Annotated in this window: 17 protein-coding genes; 10 read left to right on the top strand and 7 right to left on the bottom strand. The window is 69.0% G+C overall.

What is annotated here, in order from left to right:
• Positions 1–179: 179 nt before the first annotated feature.
• From ABGB08_RS35260 to ABGB08_RS35250, 3 genes are all read left to right on the top strand, one after another.
• A complete protein-coding gene (locus ABGB08_RS35260; protein WP_347599555.1) occupies positions 180–887 on the top strand; it encodes a carbohydrate ABC transporter permease in 708 nt (235 codons plus the stop codon).
• A 114-nt stretch (positions 888–1,001) separates the two neighbouring features.
• Entirely contained in the window at positions 1,002–2,498 is a 1,497-nt protein-coding gene (locus ABGB08_RS35255) for an alpha/beta hydrolase (RefSeq protein ID WP_347599552.1), read from the top strand.
• Positions 2,499–2,890: 392 nt separating this feature from the next.
• Positions 2,891–4,396 (top strand): alpha/beta hydrolase, encoded by a 1,506-nt coding sequence (locus ABGB08_RS35250; protein WP_347599549.1) that lies wholly within the window; start codon positions 2,891–2,893, stop codon positions 4,394–4,396.
• On the opposite strand, the gene ABGB08_RS35245 is transcribed toward ABGB08_RS35250, so the two are convergent.
• Entirely contained in the window at positions 4,397–5,407 is a 1,011-nt protein-coding gene (locus ABGB08_RS35245; protein WP_347599546.1) for a LacI family DNA-binding transcriptional regulator, read from the bottom strand.
• 214 nt (positions 5,408–5,621) lie between these two features.
• Between ABGB08_RS35245 and ABGB08_RS35240 the strand changes: the two genes are divergently transcribed.
• The 4 genes from ABGB08_RS35240 to ABGB08_RS35225 all read left to right on the top strand — a co-directional run bounded on the left by ABGB08_RS35240 (position 5,622) and on the right by ABGB08_RS35225 (position 9,899).
• On the top strand, positions 5,622–6,887 hold the full coding sequence (locus ABGB08_RS35240) for an extracellular solute-binding protein (protein WP_347599637.1): 1,266 nt from the start codon (positions 5,622–5,624) through the stop codon (positions 6,885–6,887).
• Positions 6,888–7,814, top strand: coding sequence for a sugar ABC transporter permease (locus ABGB08_RS35235; protein ID WP_347599543.1), 927 nt, complete (start codon positions 6,888–6,890; stop codon positions 7,812–7,814).
• A gap of 29 nt (positions 7,815–7,843) precedes the next feature.
• Complete coding sequence (locus ABGB08_RS35230; protein ID WP_347599540.1) at positions 7,844–8,983, top strand: carbohydrate ABC transporter permease; 1,140 nt, start codon at positions 7,844–7,846, stop codon at positions 8,981–8,983.
• A gap of 109 nt (positions 8,984–9,092) precedes the next feature.
• Positions 9,093–9,899, top strand: coding sequence for an SAM-dependent methyltransferase (locus tag ABGB08_RS35225; RefSeq protein ID WP_347599537.1), 807 nt, complete (start codon positions 9,093–9,095; stop codon positions 9,897–9,899).
• A gap of 4 nt (positions 9,900–9,903) precedes the next feature.
• Here ABGB08_RS35225 and ABGB08_RS35220 read toward each other — a convergent pair whose 3' ends face one another.
• On the bottom strand, positions 9,904–10,806 hold the full coding sequence (locus tag ABGB08_RS35220; protein WP_347599534.1) for a helix-turn-helix transcriptional regulator: 903 nt from the start codon (positions 10,804–10,806) through the stop codon (positions 9,904–9,906).
• Between the two features lie 242 nt (positions 10,807–11,048).
• Here ABGB08_RS35220 and ABGB08_RS35215 point away from each other — a divergent pair, with 242 nt between their 5' ends.
• On the top strand, positions 11,049–13,139 hold the full coding sequence (locus ABGB08_RS35215) for a hypothetical protein (RefSeq protein WP_347599531.1): 2,091 nt from the start codon (positions 11,049–11,051) through the stop codon (positions 13,137–13,139).
• Positions 13,140–13,154: 15 nt separating this feature from the next.
• Positions 13,155–13,997, top strand: coding sequence for an SDR family oxidoreductase (locus ABGB08_RS35210; protein WP_347599528.1), 843 nt, complete (start codon positions 13,155–13,157; stop codon positions 13,995–13,997).
• Here the strand turns inward: ABGB08_RS35210 and ABGB08_RS35205 are convergent, their stop codons facing one another.
• The 5 genes from ABGB08_RS35205 to ABGB08_RS35185 all read right to left on the bottom strand — a co-directional run bounded on the left by ABGB08_RS35205 (position 13,998) and on the right by ABGB08_RS35185 (position 17,610).
• Complete coding sequence (locus ABGB08_RS35205; RefSeq protein WP_347599521.1) at positions 13,998–14,759, bottom strand: helix-turn-helix domain-containing protein; 762 nt, start codon at positions 14,757–14,759, stop codon at positions 13,998–14,000. It abuts the gene before it with no gap.
• Entirely contained in the window at positions 14,756–15,934 is a 1,179-nt protein-coding gene (locus tag ABGB08_RS35200; protein WP_347599518.1) for an LLM class flavin-dependent oxidoreductase, read from the bottom strand. Before ABGB08_RS35200 ends, ABGB08_RS35205 begins: the two co-directional genes overlap by 4 nt.
• An 86-nt stretch (positions 15,935–16,020) precedes the next feature.
• Entirely contained in the window at positions 16,021–16,296 is a 276-nt protein-coding gene (locus tag ABGB08_RS35195; RefSeq protein WP_347599515.1) for a DUF6510 family protein, read from the bottom strand.
• 1 nt (position 16,297) lies between these two features.
• A complete protein-coding gene (locus ABGB08_RS35190; RefSeq protein ID WP_347599512.1) occupies positions 16,298–17,011 on the bottom strand; it encodes a ferredoxin reductase in 714 nt (237 codons plus the stop codon).
• Entirely contained in the window at positions 17,011–17,610 is a 600-nt protein-coding gene (locus ABGB08_RS35185) for a molybdopterin-dependent oxidoreductase (protein WP_347599509.1), read from the bottom strand. Before ABGB08_RS35185 ends, ABGB08_RS35190 begins: the two co-directional genes overlap by 1 nt.
• Positions 17,611–18,402: 792 nt before the next feature.
• Here ABGB08_RS35185 and ABGB08_RS35180 point away from each other — a divergent pair.
• Entirely contained in the window at positions 18,403–18,594 is a 192-nt protein-coding gene (locus tag ABGB08_RS35180; protein WP_155343456.1) for a DUF5999 family protein, read from the top strand.
• The last annotated feature ends 18 nt before the right edge of the window (positions 18,595–18,612 follow it).

Genomic DNA, 18,612 nt, shown 5'->3' with positions numbered 1-18,612 from the left:
ACTCTCCCGCCTGTCCGGGGACGTCGGCGCGCATCGACTGAACCAGCTGCTGCCGACCACCAGGGAAGCCGGTCTGATGACCCGGGTCGTCATCGATTGAGAATGATCGCCCCTCACGTGGCCGAGCAGCACAGGACTCCGGCTGATGAGGGCTGCCCTGACCACGGTGGGCGGGAGGAGTGCAGGAGGGCGGGCATCTCATCCCCCGGCTGCCGACCTGGGAGACCCTGGTCACCACCTGGAACCAGCTGCACTTCGTGGAGTACTTCCGCAACAGCCTGGTGGTGACCGGGCTGACCGTACTCGGGGTGCTGGTGGTGTACTCGCTGGCGTCGTACGCGTTCGCGGTGCTCGACTTCCCCGGGCGGCGGGCCCTGTTCTGGTTCTTCGTGTCGCTGCTGTTCGTGCCCGGGATCACGATGCTGCTGCCGGTGGTGATCCTGGAGAAGAACCTCGGCATCCTGGGGTCGCACCTCGGGCTGGTGCTGCCGTTCGTGAACGGGACGGCGCCGCTGACCGTGTTGCTGCTCACGGGGGCGTACCGGTCGATTCCGAAGGAGCTGCGGGAGGCCGCGCGGGCCGACGGCGCGCGGGAGGCGCGGATCTTCTGGTCGGTGTATCTGCCGCTGGCGCGGCCCGCGCACATCACGATCGCGGTGCTGACCGCGGTGCCGACCTGGAACGAGTACGTGCTGACCCGGGTGTCGATCAACGACCCGTCGCTCTACACGCTGCCGCTCGGCCTGCAGTCGCTGATCTCCAGCCAGGTGCCGCGCTACAACGAGGTGATGGCGGCCTCGCTGATCATCGTGCTGCCCGTGATCGCCCTGTTCCTGTTCCTTCAAAGGTATTTCGTGAACGGCCTGCTGGGGGCGATCAAGGGCTGATAGCACCTTGCAAGCGGGCGTCTACTCGCAAATGCGGCAATACCGGGGAACCCGAGAACGGCCGCATGAGCAAGGAAGACACCTATGGGACGCGCCGCCCGAACCACAACGACGTTGGCTGTCGCAATCCTGGCCACAGCACTCGTTCTCCCCACCCAGGCAGCGCTGGCCGACGTCCCGCCCACCTACGACGACGGCACGCCGTCCACGGGCGACACCGGCGACCAGCCGGGCCGCGGCGACGAGGAGATGCCACCGGCCCCGCCCGGTCTGGAGGGCTACTACACCCAGCAGCTGATCTGGACCGACTGCGAGAAGGGCGTCCAGTGCGCCCAGCTGACGGTCCCGCTCGACTACGCCAAGCCCGAGGCCGACCAGATCAAGATCGCCGTCCTGCGCCTGCCGTCCACAGGCGAGAAGATCGGATCGCTGCTGACCAACCCCGGCGGCCCCGGCCGCTCCGGAGTGGAGTTCGTCTTCGGGAGCGCCCCGCTGTTCCAGCGGCTCCGGCAGAACTTCGACGTGATCGGCTTCGACCCGCGTGGCGTGAACCTGTCCACGCGCCTCGACTGCCTGACCGACAAGGAGCGCGACGCCGAGATCGCGATGGACATCACCCCCGAGACCAAGGCGGAGATCAGGTTCCTCGAGAACACCGCCCAGCGCTTCGCCCAGGCCTGCCGGACGCGGTCGCCGAAGCTGATCGGCCACATCGGCACCATGAACGCCGCCAGGGACATGGACATCCTGCGGGCCGCCCTCGGCGACCCCAAGATGAGCTACCTCGGCTTCTCCTACGGCACCTACCTGGGCACCGTCTACGCCCACCTGTTCCCGACCCGGATCCGCGCGCTGGTCCTGGACGGGGCGATGGATCCGACGAAGTCCCAGACCGAGCAGAACACCGGCCAGAGCAACGGATTCGCGGAAGCCTACGCGTCCTTCCTGAAGGACTGCTTCAAGCGGAAGGACTGCCCGTTCAAGGGCCGCGGCACCGACGCCGACCTCCTGAAGGCGGCGAAGCGCACCAACGCGATGTTCCTCAAAGCCGACAAGACCCCGTTCTCCACCACCATCGATGACCGCAAGGTCACCATGAACGTCGCGCTGTGGGGCTGGCGGTCGGCGCTGTACAGCAAGTTCACCTGGCCGCAGTTGCGGGTGGCGCTGACCCAGGCGTTCCGGGGCGACGGCACCGGCCTGATCCAGTTCTCCGACATCTACTTCCAGCGCGCCGCCGACGGCACCTACACCAACGCGGACCCGGCGTTCCGGGCCATCAACTGCCTGGACAACCCGCGCCCGAAGCGGAACAAGTTCGACGAGTGCTCGCTGTGGCCCGCCAAGGTCACCCCGGTCCCCCGGTCGATGCGGGCCAAGGGCGCGCCGCCCATCCTGGTGGTGGGCACGACCCGGGACCCGGCCACGCCGTACCGCGAGGCGGTGGCCCTGGCCAAGCACCTGACCTCCGGTGTGCTGCTCACCAACGACGACGACGGGCACACCGCCTACGGCAACTCCTTCTGCTCCTCCGACGTCATCGACAAGTACCTGATCACCCTGGAGACGCCCAAGAAGGGGTTCGTCTGCAAGCAGGAGGCGCAGGTCTGATCACGTGGCTGCTCGCCCGAACTCCGGGCGAGCGGCCACGCGTCCTGTGGAAGATCATTTGGCGCCGGGTCGTGGCATCTTCCGCGTCGGTATACTTGCCGCTGGCTCGCCCAGCGCACAGCACCATCGCGGTCCTGACCGCCGTGCCGACCTGGAACGAGTGCGTCCTGACCCGGGTGTCCGTCAACGACCCCGCGTGCTACCGCCCAGGAATCCCTGATCCCCAGCCAGGTCCCCCGCCACATCGAGGTCATGGCCGCGTCCCGTTCCTCCAGCGCTCCAATGGCCTCGTGGGAGCGATCAAGGAATAGCGACCCCAAGAACCCCGCAAGCGCGGGATGCGCTGATTCGGGTTGAGCCTGCTATTCGAATCAACCCTGAAGGACACGGATATGGGACGCGCATCCCGACTTATCACGATGCTGGGCGTGGGCCTGCTCGCCACGACCTTCGCGTCGCCGGCCCGGGCCAACCAGCCCGCAACCGGGAAGCCCGATCTGGGCAGGTTCTACACCCAGCGGCTCAGCTGGACCGGCTGTGACGATGGTTTCCAGTGCGCGAGGCTGACCGTGCCGCTGGACTACCGCGACGCCGGTGGGGAGACCATCCAGCTTTCGGTGATCCGGCTGCCGGCCGGCGGCGGCGAACGCATCGGCTCCCTGGTCACCAACCCCGGCGGCCCGGGCGGGTCGGGGCTCGAGTTCCTGCGCGGCGGCAAGGGCGCCTTCAGCCCGGCGTTGCGGGCCCAGTTCGACCTGGTCAGTTTCGACCCGCGCGGGGTGGGCGAATCGGCGCCGGTGCGCTGCCTGACCGGCCCGGAGCAGGACGCCTACTTCGCCGTGGACGACACCCCCGAGACCAAGGCCGAGGAGCGGGCGCTGGACGCGGCGGACCGCGATTACCTGAAGGCGTGCGCGCGCAACTCCGGCCGCCTGCTGCCGCATGTGGGCACGCTCAACGCGGCCAGGGACATGGACGTGCTGCGGGCCGCGCTCGGCGACGAGCGGATGACCTACCTGGGCTTCTCCTACGGCACCTACCTGGGCGCGGTCTACGCCGACCTGTTCCCCAAGCGGGTCAGGGCGATGACCCTGGACGGCGCGATGGACCCGGCGCTCACCGGCAACGAGGCGGCCGCGGGCCAGGGCAAGGGCTTCGACGTGGCCTACACCGCCTTCGTGACGGACTGCTTCAAGGCCGCGAACTGCCCGTTCAAGGGGCGTACCGTGGCCAAGGCGTTCACCGAGACCAGAAAACTGCTGAAGCGGGCCGACCGCAAAGCGCTCCCCGCCACGACGGACGGCAGGAAGGTGACCGAGCCGGTGGTTCTGACCGGCATCATGGCCGCCCTGTACGACTCCGGCAGCTGGCCGGACCTGCGGGTGGCACTGGCCGGGGGATTCGGCGGCGACGGCACGGCACTCCAGGCACTGGCCGACTCCTACCACGAGCGGGGACCGGACGGAACGTACAGCAACATCGACGACGCGTTCCGCGCGGTCAACTGCGCCGACCGGCTGCGGGGCACGCCGGTCGCCTCCTCCGGAAACGCCGGGAAAGGCGGGAAGCCGGAGCTCTTCGGCGACTACTTCTCCGACGGGGACGACACCGCCGACGAGTGCGCGGAGTGGCCGGCCAAGCCGTCCCCGGTGCCCCAGTCGCTCCCGGCCAAGGGCTCGGCGCCCATCCTGGTGGTGGGCACGGTACGCGACTCGGCCACGCCGTACGAGCAGGCCAAGGCGCTGGCGCGGCAGTTCGAGTCCGGGGTGCTGCTCACCTTCGACGGGGACGGGCACACCGCCTTCTTCCAGTCCAGGTGCGTGAACGGCCAGGTCAGCGCGTACCTGCTGACGGGGAAGGCGCCCAGGAACGGGGCGGTCTGCGCGTCGGGTACCTGATCACGGGGGCTGCTCGCCCGAACCCCGGGCGAGCAGCTCCACCGGGACCGTGACGCGGTGGACCGGGCGGTTGTGGTCGGCGATGCGGGCTCTGAGCAGGTCGATGGCGGTGGAGCCGATGGCCTGGTCGTCCTGGGCCACCACGGTCAGGTCGGGTCGTAACAAGGTGGCCAGCTCGGAATCGTCGAACCCGACGATGGCCACCCTCCTGTCGCCGAGGCTGCGGACCACCTCGACGCTGATCGTGGCGTTACCCGTGATGATCGCGGTCGCCGGATCGGGACCCTCGAGTGCGGTGGCCAGGGCGTGCACGATCCTGGCCGGTTCGATCGGGCCGGTGTGGACCATGCCCTCCAGGGCCGCTCCGGCCTCGGCGGCGCAGGCGCGGAACGCGGTGGCACGTTCCTGGGCGGTGAAGATGCGCTCGTCGTCGCCGACGTAGGCGATCCGGCGGTGGCCGTGCGCGGCCAGGTGCGCGTACGCCGCCTGGATGCCCGCCACGTTGTCGGAGATCACGCAGTCCACGTCCAGGCCGAGCACCGGCCGGTCCACGGCGACCAGGCAGAGCCCGGCGGCCAGTTCCGGCAGCAGGTAGCCGTGGTCGGCGCCGATCGGCTCCAGCACGATCCCGTCGAAGCGGCGGCGGCACATCGACTCGACCACCCGGCGTTCCAGCCGCTCGTCGTCCTCGGTGGAGGCGGCCAGCACCATCAGGTCGGCCGCCCGGGCCGCCCGCTCGACCGCGCGCAGCACCGGGTTGACGTGGGAGAGCTGGCGCACGGCCGCGCCGAGCGTGCCGGTCACGCCCAGGCGCAGGTGCCGGGCCCGCTCGTCCGGCCGGTAGTCGAGCGCGGCGATCGCGTCGTGCACACGTTTGGCCAGCTCGGAGCCGACCGTCGCGTCGTCGTTGACCACCCGCGAGACCGTGCGCAGGGCCACGCCCGCCTCCCGGGCCACGTCGACCATCGTCGGCCGCCGGGTCCTGCCGCGCTTGTTCACCTCACCGTGCATGTGCCCATCATTCTCATGATCGCCGTTCTTGGCCATCCGGGGGATGTGACCAATTCGTTGCCGTCCTCGCTCTTTGAAACCTCGCAGTAACACTCTACCTTTCGGGATAACGTTATCTCACCCCGGCTCCGGGGAGCCGAACTGGAGCAAGGAGGGCTGTGCAGTGCGCAGATCCACTTTTGTGCGCAGATCGATAGCATTAACGGTGACCAGCATGCTGGTGGCCGCGGGTTGCGGAATGGGTACGCAGGAGCCGTCCGGCGCGCCCGCCGCCAGCGGGGCGGCGGCCGAGGTCGAGCTGTCCTTCCTGGTGTTCGAGACGCCCAACCTGAACGCGGCGTTCTGGGACGCCGCCATCGCCCGGGCCACCGCCAAGGTGCCGGGGGTGAAGATCAAGAAGCTGGTCACGCCGAACGTGGACCGGACCGCGTACGCCAAGCAGCTCGACGCCGCCGGGAACCTGCCGGACATCCTGCAGTCGGTCAACCCGGCCGGGTTCGCCGAGGCGGGCAAGCTCGCTCCGTTCACGCCGGAGGAGCTGGCCAACTTCACCGCGCCGGCGGCGGGGGCGATCGACGGCAAGGTGTACCAGCTGCCGTACAACACGCAGGTCATCCCGGTTGTCTACTACAACAAGGACCAGTTCTCCAAAGCGGGTATCACCGCGACTCCCGCGACGTACCCGGAGCTTCTGGACGCGTCGGCCAAGCTGAAGAAGGCCGGGTTCACGGCGATGATCGTCAGCGGCGGCGGCGCGGACACCTGGGCGGACATGTATCCGCTGACCGGTACGGTGGCCACCGACGTCTACAAGAAGACGCCGGACTGGCTGGTCCAGCGGCGCACCGGCGCGGTCAAGTTCAGCGACCCCGACTTCGTGAAGGCGGCGGGCAAGATCGCCGACCTGGCCAAGAACGGCTACATCGACAAGGCCGGGCTGAGCCGGTCCTACGCCGACGGCGAGCAGGCCTTCCGGGACGGCAAGGGCGCCATGTATCCGATGGGCTCGTGGTTCGCGACTTCGGCCGACAACAACAAGCCGGGCTTCGAGATCGGCGCGTTCCCGTGGCCGTCCGACGACGGCTCCCCGGTCACCCCGACCTTCACCGGCGGCGGCACCCTGGTCAGCTCCTCGGCGAAGAACGTCGAGCTGGCCAAGAAGTGGGCGCTGGCGTTCGACGAGGACGAGGAGAACAACGACGCCTTCGTCAAGGCCGACGGGTCGATCCCGGCGATCAAGGGCTATGTCCCGCCGACCGACATGGGCCCGGTCTACCAGGCGACCGTCGCGATCTACGACCAGGGCATGAAGGACGGGTCGATCGTCAACGCCTTCTCCCAGGAGGCGGGTGACGCCTCGCTGCCGCCGGGTCTGGCCGACGCCACGGCGCTGGCGGTGCAGGACCTGATCACCGGTAAGAAGACGGCCGAGGAGTTCGCGGCCTACCTCGACGAGCAGTACGCCAAGGCAACCCAGTAGATGGCTGACACCAAGCACGCGGTTCGTGGCGGGCCCGCGCTCGCCACGCCGCCGCGCACATCCCGGGCTCGGCGATCGGCCCGAGCCCGGCTGACGCCGAAGCTGGGGCGGTTCGCCCTGTTCGCCCTGCCGGGTCTGGTGGCGTACGGACTGTTCGTCCTGCTGCCCATCCTGATGACGGGCTACTACAGCTTCACCAACCGCAACCCGTTCAATCCGCCGACCGAGTTCGTCGGGTTCCGGAACTACGTCACGCTCGCGAGCGACCCGGAGTTCCTGCAGGCGCTCACCAACACGGTGATCATCACGCTCATCGTGACCGTGCTGGCGAACGTGGGCGGGCTGCTGATCGCGATGTTGCTGGACCGGCCGTCCAAGCTCTACCTGGCCCTGCGCGGGGTGTTCTTCACCCCGGTGGTGCTCAGCTCGGTGGTGATCAGCGTCATCTGGCGGGCCGTGCTCACCGACGACGGGCTGCTCAACTCGGCGCTGCGCGGCCTGGGCGTGGAGAACCCGCCCGGCTGGCTGTCGGATCCCGAGCTGGCGCTGTACTCCATCGCGTGGATCATCACCTGGCAGATGCTCGGCTTCTGTGTGGTGGTCTACCTGGCCGGGTTGCAGGGCGTGCCGCGGGAGCTTCAAGAGGCGGCGGCCATCGACGGCGCGGGCGGCCTGGCCCGGTTCAGGAACGTGACCTGGCCGATGCTGGCCCCGGCGCTGACCATCAACACCGTGATGCTGCTGATCACCGGCTTCAAGGCGTACGACCAGATCCAGGTGATCACCAACGGCGGTCCTGGCACCGGGGCCACCGCCACCATGGCCTTCCAGGTCGTGAAGGAGGCCTTCGTCGGCAACCGGATCGGCTACTCCTCGGCGCTGGCCGCGGTGATGCTCGCGCTGGTCGCGGGCGTCTGTGCGGGCTGATGATCCCGATTCCGGTGATCCTGTCCCCGGTGACGTCGGTGCTGAAGGCGTTCGACCTGATGGCGACGTTGCAGGGCCTGGTGCTGGTGAACGTCGGCTACTACGTGCCGTTCGGCGTGCTGCTGTTCATGGGGTTCGTCAAGGGCGTGCCGCGCGAGCTGGAGGAGGCGGCCGAGCTGGACGGCGCGAGCAGGTTCCGGGTGTTCTGGCAGGTCGTCTTCCCGCTGCTGCGCCCCGCCTCGGCCAGTGTGCTGATCTTCCTCGGGGTGTGGATCTGGAACGACTTCCTGACCCCGCTGATCGTGCTGGGCCCGGACAGCGGCACCACGGTGACGGTCGGCGTCTACCGGGCCATCGGCCAGTACGAATCCGACTTCGGCGACCTGTTCGCCTTCATGTTCCTGGCCACCCTCCCGATCCTGATCTTCTACGCCGCCGACCGCACCACCTGGCAGAACATCATCAACGCGCTGCCGCCCATCCCGCGCACCACCCAGAACGGCCAGACCGTGTACGCCCTGGCCGACCCCGGCACGATGACCGGCGGCGACACCCGGGTCTTCCGCCCCGGCGACAACACCGTCAACCTGGAGTTCATCCACCCGGGCGAGGTGCTCGGCCTCAGCAGCCCGGCCGCCGACCGGCAGGTGGCGATCACCAGCCTGGACCAGATGAACTCCTGGGGCCAGGAGAACAGCTTCCCGAAGGTCTTCACCCAGGCCGCCAGGGTCGGCTACCCGGCCCAGAGCCTGATCGACAAGCTCAAAGGCCAGCTGAACACCAAGCTCATGCAGAACGGCCGGGTGTACGACGGCAACCACGGCCTGGAGAAGGCGGGCGCGATCGAGGCCGTCAACAGCATGCTGCTGCAGACCGACGGCGGCGTCATGCGGGTGTTCCCGGTCTGGCCGTCCGGGAAGAACGGCTCGTTCGTGAAGCTGCGGGCCAAGAACGCGTTCGTGGTGTCCAGCGCCCGTTCCGGCGGGCAGGTCGGCTACGTGGACATCACCAGCGGGACGGGCAAGCAGGTCCGGCTGGCCAACCCGTGGCCGGGGCGGACCGTCCTGGTCACCCGGGTGGGCACCGGCACGGTGAGCCACACCGTGGCCAATGATGTGATCACCTTCCCGACCGTGGCGGGGGCGACGTACAGCGTCACCGTCGTCTGACCGGAGAAACGGGCACCCGGCTGGGCGCCCGTTTTTCCCGGCATGTCGCGGCTCGCGGCCACTAGGTTTGTCGCTACCGACAGATGCGACAACGTAGGAGAAGTCTCGCGTGGCTGACGAATTAGAGTTCGATCCCCAGATCGACACTTCGGTGCCGCATTCGGCTCGAATGTGGAATTACTGGCTGGGCGGGAAGGACCACTACCCGGTGGACCGCGAGGCCGGTGACCAGTTCCGGGAGGCGTTCCCCGACATCGTGGCCATCGCCCGGCTCTCCCGGCACCTGCTGGCGCGCATGGTGGGCTATCTGGCCGGCGAGGCGGGGGTCCGGCAGTTCCTGGACATCGGGACCGGGCTGCCGACCGTCGACAACACCCACACGCTCGCGCAGCGGGTGGATCCGACGGCGCGCGTGGTGTACGTGGACAACGACCCGCTGGTGCTCGCGCACGCCCGGGCCCTGCTGGTGGGCACCCCCGAAGGCGCCACCCACTACATCGACGCCGACCTGCGCGACCCCGACCGGATCCTCGAAGCCGCCGCGGGCACGCTCGACTTCGACCGGCCGGTGGCGCTCATGCTGATGGGCATCCTCGGCTACGTGCAGGAGAGCGAGGACCCCTACGGCATCGTCAAGCGCCTGCTCGACCCGCTCCCCCGGGGCAGCTACCTGGCCATGTGGGACGGTTCCAACGTGGTCACAGGACCGGCGCTCGACGAGGCCCAGGAGAGTCTCAACGCGAGCGCGGCCATGCCGCCGTACACGCTGCGCGACCGGGAGCGGATGGCGGGCTTCTTCCACGGCCTGGAACTGGTGGACCCGGGCATCGTGTCGATCACGCTGTGGCGGCCCGACCCCGACCCCTTCGGCCCGCCGGCCGAGGTCGACGGGCTCTGCGGGGTCGGGCGCAAATAAGCCTTTACTCCTCCGCCATGATCCGTTCGATCATCTCGACGGAGTCGTCCGGAGGCAGGGCGCGCACCCCGAGCTGGTTCATGAAGTGCCAGTACGGCGCCAGCTCCGCGGCCTTGGTGACGTAGATCGCGTGGGCGAGCTGTTCGAGATAGACGACATCGTCCAGCTCGTCCTCCGCGAACCTGAGCAGGGTGACCGGGCCGCCGCCCAGCGGGTGACCGGCCGAGAACGGCATCACCTGGAGGGTGACCCGCGGCCGCCTGGCCATCGTGGTCAGGTGCTTGAGCTGGCCGCGCATGGTGGCGGGGTCGCCGATCTGGCGGCGCAGGGCGCCCTCGTCCACGATCATCCAGAGCCGGGGCGGGTCGTGCCGCTCCAGGATCTCCTGGCGGCGCATGCGCAGGGTGACCCGGCGCTCGACCTGGGCCGTGGGCAGGTCGGGGTGGCCGAGCCTGATGACCGACGTGGCGTACTGCTCGGTCTGCAGCAGGCCGGGCACGAACTGCACGTCGTAGCCGCGGATCACGGCCGCGCCCTGCTCCAGGCCGAGGAAGGGCTCGAACCATTCGGGCGTGACGTCCTTGAACTCGTCCCACCAGCCGGGCTCGTTGCTCTGTTCGGCCAGGGCGAGGAGGGCGGATCTTTCGGCCTCGTCGCGGATGCCGTACAGGGAGAGCAGGTCGGCGATGTCGCGGAGCTTGAAGCTGCTGCGACCCAGCTCGAGGCGGCTGATCTTGGAGTGCGAGCCGCGGATGGCGTAGCCCGCCTTCTCCCGGGAGATGCCTCTGGCCTCGCGCAATCGGCGCAGGTGCGCGCCGACCAGGATACGCAATATGGTCGGACCGGCCTGCTGGTTGGCTAAGCCGGATACGTCGGGCAGATCGGTTCCAGCCCGATCAACGCGCATATTCGCTCCAAAGCAGCAATTTCACCAGATTTCTGGCCTTCCCTGAGTGTCGCACGAGACCCACCCGATTTCCCACCTGCCCTGCCCCCCTGCTGGAGCTCCCACTGATCGTTACGTCAAGTTCACCAGCATACGCGGGTACGGCGGACGAACTGTACGGAGACTGTGACCACCCGCGACCGGCGCGGACACTGAGGCACCAGGTTTTTTCAAGATCGGGGCTGAGCAGGAAGTGGCACGCGATGAAGGTCGAATTACGCATCCACGGCGTCGCGGGGGCCTCCCCCGGGTCTGTCCTTTATCCCGGCTCCGATAAGCCCGGCAAGCTCCTCGAAGACGGCGTCTCCGGCGGCGTCGGCTTCTACCGCCCCGACCCGCAGCCCACCCCCGGCTGGATCCGCCAGGCCTACGTCTGGGGCGGCCTCACCTCCGGCTCCAGAACCCGCGCCCTCTGGCTACTACTCCTCCCCTTCGCCCTGGTCAACATCGCCTTCTTCATGACCCCCCACCGCATCATCGACGGCAAGGAACGCAGCAAGCCCCTCCGCAAAACCATCGACTCCCTGCAACGCCTCTTCGCCCTCTCCCTGACCGCCACCGCCCTGTTCGGCTTCACCGGCGTCTACCTCAACATCCTCGCCTGGCAATCCGCCCACACCCCCTTCGGCGGCCCCCTCTCCTGGCTCAGCACCCTCAACGCCAACGACATCTCCCTCCGCCTGTCCCTCTCCTCCCTCATCCCCGCCCTGGCCCTCTCCCTCATGTGGCTCCTCAGCAACCGCACCTGGAAACACACCGACCAAATCCCCGTCCCCCAAGGCGCCCCTCCATCCAACGGCCCCCTCCTCACCCGCCGCCGCATGTGGAACGGCGGCCCCCCAGTCGGCCGCCTCCGCTCCCTCCACGTCGGCTTCGGCTTCACCTTGATCGCCACCACCTTGACCCTCGCCGACCCCCACCCCTGGCTCCTGACCGCGGAAGCCATCATCGGAGCCGCCATCGTCCTAACCGTCGCGTTACCCCAAGCGGCAACCCGAAAGGACCCGGAGGCCGAGCGCGAGCGCCGCCTAACTGCGTTTTGTACGAGCCTCCGCTGGGCCGGACTGCTCGTTTATGTGGCCGCTCTCCTCGTCCCCCTGTCCGGACCCGGCAAGCAAGCGACCCCTGGAGCGCTCCCGGGCTTCGATCCAATGGTGGAGAGTGTTTTCTGGACCCAGATCGCGTTGATGGTCGTGGTCGCGATCGGTGTGGCGATACTCGCCCGGGGTCATGAGGACACCTCGGGCGACAAGCGCTACGGGCGAGCGCTGCTGGGGCTCGCGGCGCCGGCCACCATGCTCATCGCCTGGACCTACACGGCGGCGCTGGCGATCGGCGCGGCGTTCATCGTCGCTGAAATGGTGGGCACGCCTGCGTTCTCGCGATTCCAGGTCCCGGAGGCGATCGTGCTCCCGGAGTCGTTCGCGTGGGCCCTCTACGCGGTCCCGATCGCGGTTCTCATGCTCATCGCCCTCGCGCTATGGCTCTGGCTGACCTACCGCCGAACCGCCCGCAAGACAAACGACTTGATCTCCTCCCACTACCCGCAACCCGAACACGAACGCGTGAGTAAAGCCTGGGCCGCCGCCGCGCTCACCGACCGGGCGCAGGCCGTGTTCGCCACCATCGCGTTGACCGCGATCGGCACCCTCATCCTGGTCGGCGTGATCCTCACCACCCAGATGACCACGAAACCCTCGCCTCCCCTGGTCCTGGCCGGAGCGATCATCCTGATCGTGTTCGTGATCGCCCTGATGGTGGTCGGATACGCGGCCTACCGCCTGCCCAGCCTGCGCCGCACGGTCGGCGTGCTCTGGGACATCAGCACGTTCTGGCCCCGGGCCACCCACCCCTTCGCACCCCCCTGCTACAGCGAACGCGTCATCCCCGAACTCATCACCCGCGTCAACCACCTCATCGCCGACGGCAACACGGTGGTCCTCTCCGGCCACAGCCAGGGCAGCGTGATCGCCGCCGCCGTCGTGCTCCAGCTGGACCCCGCCGCCCGCCCGTCCACCCGCCTGCTCACCCACGGCTCCCCCCTGCGCCGCCTGTACGCCCGCTACTTCCCCACCTACTTCGACATGACCACCCTGCGCGAAGTCCAGCACGCCACCCCCTGGAATAACCTCTACCGCAACTCCGACCCCATCGGCGGCCCGGTCGCCACCGACATCGACCAGGCCGTCTGGGACCCCGTCTCCCCGCCTCCGGATTCCCCCATCCGCGGCCACATCGACTACTACGTGGACGACGAATACCGCACCGCGCTGAACTCGCTCACCACCCCCTGATGCCATGATGACCCCATGGGGCTGATCGTCGTCACGGGTTCCACCGGCCGGCTGGGCGGCCGGGTGGCCCGCCGCCTGGCCGCCGCCGGAGTGCCGCAACGCCTGCTCGTCCGCGACCAGGCCAGAGCGCCGCACCTACCTGGCGCCACGGTGGCCACCGCGGAATACAGCGACCACACCGCCTGCCGGATCGCGATGACCGGCGCGGACACGGTCCTGATGGTCTCCGCCGCCGAGGACGCCGGCCGCCTGGCCCAGCATCGCACCTTCGTGGACGCCGCCGCCGAGGCCGGCATCGGCCACCTCGTCTACATCTCCTTCTACGGCGCGGGCCCCACGTCCACGTTCACCCTGGCCCGCGACCACTGGGCCACCGAGGAGCACATCAAGACCACCGGCCTCCCGCACACCTTCCTCCGCGACAACCTCTACGCCGACTTCGTCCCGATGATGGTCGGCGCGGACGGCGTGATCCGCGGCCCCGCCGGAACCGGCCGCGCCTCCGTGGTCGCCCAGGACGACATCGCCGACGTGACCGCGGCCGTGCTCCGCGATCCGGCCCCGCACACCGGCCTCACCCACGACCTGACCGGCCCCGAGGCCCTCACCCTCGCGGACATGTGCGAGATCATCACCGAGGTCACCGGCGATCCCGTCCGCTACCAGCAGGAAACGATCGAGGAAGCCTACGCGTCGCGTTCCTCCTACAACGCCCCCGGCTGGCTGGTGGACGCCTGGGTGTCCACGTACACCGCCATCGCGAATGGCGAGATGACCGGGGTCAGCAGCGCCGTACCCGACATCACCGGGCATCCGGCGACGCCGCTGGCCGAGGTGCTCCGCCGGAGCGCCGCCTGATCACGCGGTCAGCGCGAACCCCAGATCCCGCGTCTCGGCCGCGAGCGTGTTCAGGATGCGCGCCCGCTGCCGCCCCGACAGCTCACCCCGCACGACCACTCCCATGGCCAGCAGCTCCCCGCCCACGCACCGCTCCAGCGGCACGAAAGCGCACCAGTACCCCGCGATCACCTCGTCCTGCTCGATGTACACCCGCCGTTTCGAACCCTCCCTGATCGTGTCCCGCAGCCTCTGCCAGTCGCTGGTGGTGCGCGGGGTCAGCCGCGGGTACGGCTCCGGCGGCAGCAGCTGCGCCTGGCTCGCGGGCGGCAACCGGCTCAGCAGCGCCCGCCCGCTGGCCGTCGCCCACAGCGGGTAGGTCGAGGTGAACCCGGCCGTCAGCCCCCGGTCCCCGTCCCGGCCCGGCAGGTACGCGATCGGCACGTCCTGGCTCCCGAGCAGCTGGGTGAGGACCACGATCTCGCCGGTGGCCCGGCTCACCCGGGCCATCGGCGCCGCCGCCGCGTTCCGCAGCCGCGAGATCCAGTGCGTCGCCATCGGCAGCGACCTCGGCCCGACCGTGAGCCGCCGATCCGGGGTACGGCTGGCGTATCCCGACTCGACCAGGGTGGCCAGCATGCGGGACGCCGTACCCTGATCGACTTCCAGGTGTTCGGCCACGTCGACGACCCGCACGGTGTTCGGGGCCGCGGCCACGAGCAGATCCAGGGCGGCGAGGCCGCGCCGCACCGATCGGATGTGGCCGTCGAACGACGGGCTCACACCGGCACGCCGGCGATCACGTGCTCGCCGAACAGCTGGATCATGTCCAGCATCCGGGCGTGCTCGGTCGCGCCGCCGGCCGCCATGAACACGAAGTGCTGGACGCCCAGCTCGTCGCGGAGTCGCTCCACCTGCTCACCCACCTCGTCCGGGGTGCCCACCAGCATGGCTCCGGCCGCCACCATCTGCTCCAGCGTGCGCGGCACCGGGCCTTCCTGGCCGGGCAGCCGCCAGGCCTCGAAGAACCCGAACCCGCCGAGCCAGTCGGCCGTGATCGACATACCCTGCCGGGCGGTCTCCCACGCCTCCTCGTGCGTCCTGCCCACCGCGAGCCCCCGGCAGATCGCCACTCCCTCGCCGGGCAGGGTGGGGCGGCCGTATCCGGTGGCGAGGTCGGCGTATCCCTGAATCATGCCGCGCAGCATGTCCTGGTCGGTGGCGATGGTGACGACGGTGCTGCCCACCTTGGCCGCCCAGTCCAGCGTGGCCGCGCTCTGGGTGAGCGTGGTGAACAGCGGCGGATGCGGGGTCTGCAGCGGCTTGGGCACCACCGCGATCTGCCTGATCTCGCCGTCCTCGACCCCCGCGCCGAGCCGGGCCGAGACGGGGTGCGGCCACTCCAGGCCGGGCACCGGGATCTCGATGAACTCCCCCTGGTACGACCACAGGTCCTCGGTCCAGGCGCGGCGCAGCACCTCGAACCACTCCTCGAAGACCCTGCGGTTGCGAGCCTCGACGTCGGCCTTGCCGCTGCCGGCCACGTTGGCGCCGTAGTGCTGGCCGAGCACGCCGACCGAGCGATTCTGATAGCCGCGGCTCAGCCCGATGTCCAGCCGCCCGCCGGTCATGTGGTCCGCCATCGCGATGTCCTCGGCCAGGCGGAGCGGGTTCCAGTTGGGCAGGACCAGGCCCATCTGGCCGTGGCGGAGCCGCGTCGTGTGCTGGGCCAGGTAGACGTTGAGCAGCAGCGGGTTCGGGGTGACCTGGTAGCCCTCCACCTCGAAGTGGTGCTCGGCGAGCATGAGCGAGGTCCAGCCGGACTCGTCGGCGCAGATCGCCTGCTCGCGAAGTTCGTTGATCGTGGTCTGGTAAAGCTGCCGATCCAGGCCGAGCAGGCCGGTCCCAAGCTCTGCGGCACCGGCGACGGCGACAGGGTAGAACAGGGAGAACCTCATGCAAAGATCGTCAGATACCGGCATATTCGCAAGCAATGCGGGTCTTGCGCCTGGCGCAAGCTGTGGTGAATACCCCGTAAACCCTATTAACTGCGCGTTTCCGGCATCGGGATGCGCAGCGAGACCGCGCCGCGCAGGTCGAGCCAGGCCGCGTCCGGAGTCCTGACCAGGCGCAGCACGACCTCCTCGCAGCTGGGGCAGCGGGCGACCAGGCCGGGCTCCGGGCCGTACACCTGCAGGGCGGCCACCGGGCCCGCGTTGCCGCAGCCCGCGCAGGTGCCGATCGCGGCGGTCACGTCGACCGCGAACAGCTCGCCGAGCGGGCCCGCCAGCGCGTTGCCGTCCAGGTAGTCGATGGACATGTCAGCCTCCAGTGGGTCCGAAACGTTCGGTTCTGATGCGGTCCGGGGCGTGGCCGAGGGCGATCAAATGGTCGGCGGCGGCCTCCACGAACCCGGTCGGGCCGCAGACGTAACTGTCGATGTCCGTGGACGCTCCGGTCAGGTCGGCCTGGGTGATGCGCCCGGGAGGTCTGGCCCAGCCGTCGGGGGCTTTGCGGGTGAACAGGTAAGCGATGTCCAAGCCGGGGTCGGGATTGGCCAGTTCGTCCAGGTAGAAGCGCTGATCGGGTTCCCGTACCGAATAGATCAGGCGGAACGGCGCGGAGCTGCCCGCCGCGCGGCGAGCCCGGATCATGGCCATCAGCGGCACCACGCCCGAGCCGCCCGCCACCAGCAGCACCGGCGCCGTGTGGTCCGGCCGCCAGACGAACCACCCGCCGACCGGCCCGCGGATCTCCACCTCGTCGCCGACCTCCAGGATCTCCAGCAGGTACGGCGAGACCTCCCCGCCGGAGACCAGCTCCACCGTCAGCTCGACCCGATCCCCCTGCTCGGGCGCGGCCACCGAGTAGCTGCGCTCGGTGCTGTACCCGTCCGGCGCGGTCAGCCGCACGTCCACGTGCTGACCGGCCAGATGCCCCGGCCAGCCCGGGATCTGGAAGACCAGCGTGCGCGCGGTGGCCGTCTCCTGGCGGATCTCGACCAGTTTGGCCACGCGCCAGGGCAGGCGCGCCATCAGTCGCCCTGGTAGCGCTGCTCGCGCCACGGGTCGCCGTAGTCGTGGTATCCGGCCGTCTCCCAGAAGCCCGGCCAGTCCTCGTTCATCAGCCGGATGCCGCGCACCCATTTCGCGGACTTCCACAGGTACAGGTGGGGCACCAGCAGCCTGGCGGGCCCGCCGTGCCGGGGCTCGAGGTCGTCGCCGTCGTATTTGTAGGCGATCCACGCCTTGCCGTCGAGCAGGTCCTCCAGCGGCAGGTTGGTGGTGTATCCGCCGTAGGAGTAGGCCAGCGCGTATTCGGCGCCCGTCTCGACGTTCTCCATCAGCACGTCCAGCGACACGCCCTGCCAGCCGGTGCCGAGCTTCGACCACTTCGTCACGCAGTGCAGGTCCACGGTGGGCGTCTCCGACGGCAGCGCCAGCAGCTCCGGCCAGGACCACCGATGGGTCTCCCCCAGTTCGGTGTCGATCGCGAACTCCCACCGATCGAGCCCGATCCGCGGCGTCGGCCCCGCCGACAGCACCGGGAAGTCGTGGGTGAGGTACTGCCCCGGCGGAAGCTTGCCGTCCTCTTCCCGCCGCCGCCCAAAGAAGCCACGCGAAACGATTCCCATGATTCCTCCCAAGACCACGATATCCGGCCGGTCCCGGCGGCATCCGGTGCCAGACGCCACGTTGGCCTTGACTTGACGCATCTGGGATTCGCCGTCTCCGGCGCGCCGCCGGCGGAGATCGGGACCATGGCCGGAAGTCCAGATAATGCGGCTTTCAGGGGCTATTTCGGCCACATGGCTGGAGCCGTTGGCCGGGGGCAGGTGGCGATGATCAACTTGACGGCCAGTCATGTGATCACCTGTTGGGTAGATCTTTCAAAATGCCAGGTCAAAGCGGTTGTATAGCCCTTGCCTCGCGTTAGACTGACATTGCGTCATAGCGCAGAATCCTTTACCTGGATAACCGGAGCCTGACCCTCGGAAGCGGGATTACGGGCGAGCCCTATGCCGTTGACAAAGAAGTACACAACTCAAACCACGCCGCAGCGGCTGGCCGATCGCCACGCTGCACCGCGCTAGGGCGGTGAACACACCCGCCACCCCCGGTAAGGGGATGGAAAGCGCAATGAAAGCAAACTGTCAGCGCCGCGGCGCACTCTGAACTTGCGAGACCGGACGACGACCCGGAACCCGGAAAAATACGACGAAAATGTCGGTGGGGACTGGGACACTCTAGGCGTACGGATCGCCGTATACCACCGAAGAGGACGTGATGAGGATGGCACAGATCAGGCTCCGGCCCCGGCCCAAGCGGCCGACCCGGCTCGCCGCTGCCGACCTCCGCACGCCATCGGGCCGCACGTTGCCCTACTGAACGACCAAACCTGGAGAAACCCGAGAAGGACCAAGATCATGTGCAACCACCAGCCGCACTGCCCCTCACCGTACGCACCCGACCGCGAGGCCGCGCACGTCACCGCCGCCCACCCGGAGCAGGGCTGGAGCCTGCTGTGCAACGGCGTCATCCTGTTCGAGGACACCGGCCTGCTCATGCCGGACCGTTCCGTGATGACCCCGCACCGAGGCACCCTGGTCGCCGCGTGAACCCCGCCGCACAGGCCG

It is taken from the genome of Acrocarpospora sp. B8E8 (genome assembly GCF_039871605.1).
Taxonomy (GTDB): Bacteria; Actinomycetota; Actinomycetes; order Streptosporangiales; family Streptosporangiaceae; genus Acrocarpospora; species Acrocarpospora macrocephala.
This window is presented reverse-complemented; position numbering and strand designations above follow the sequence as displayed.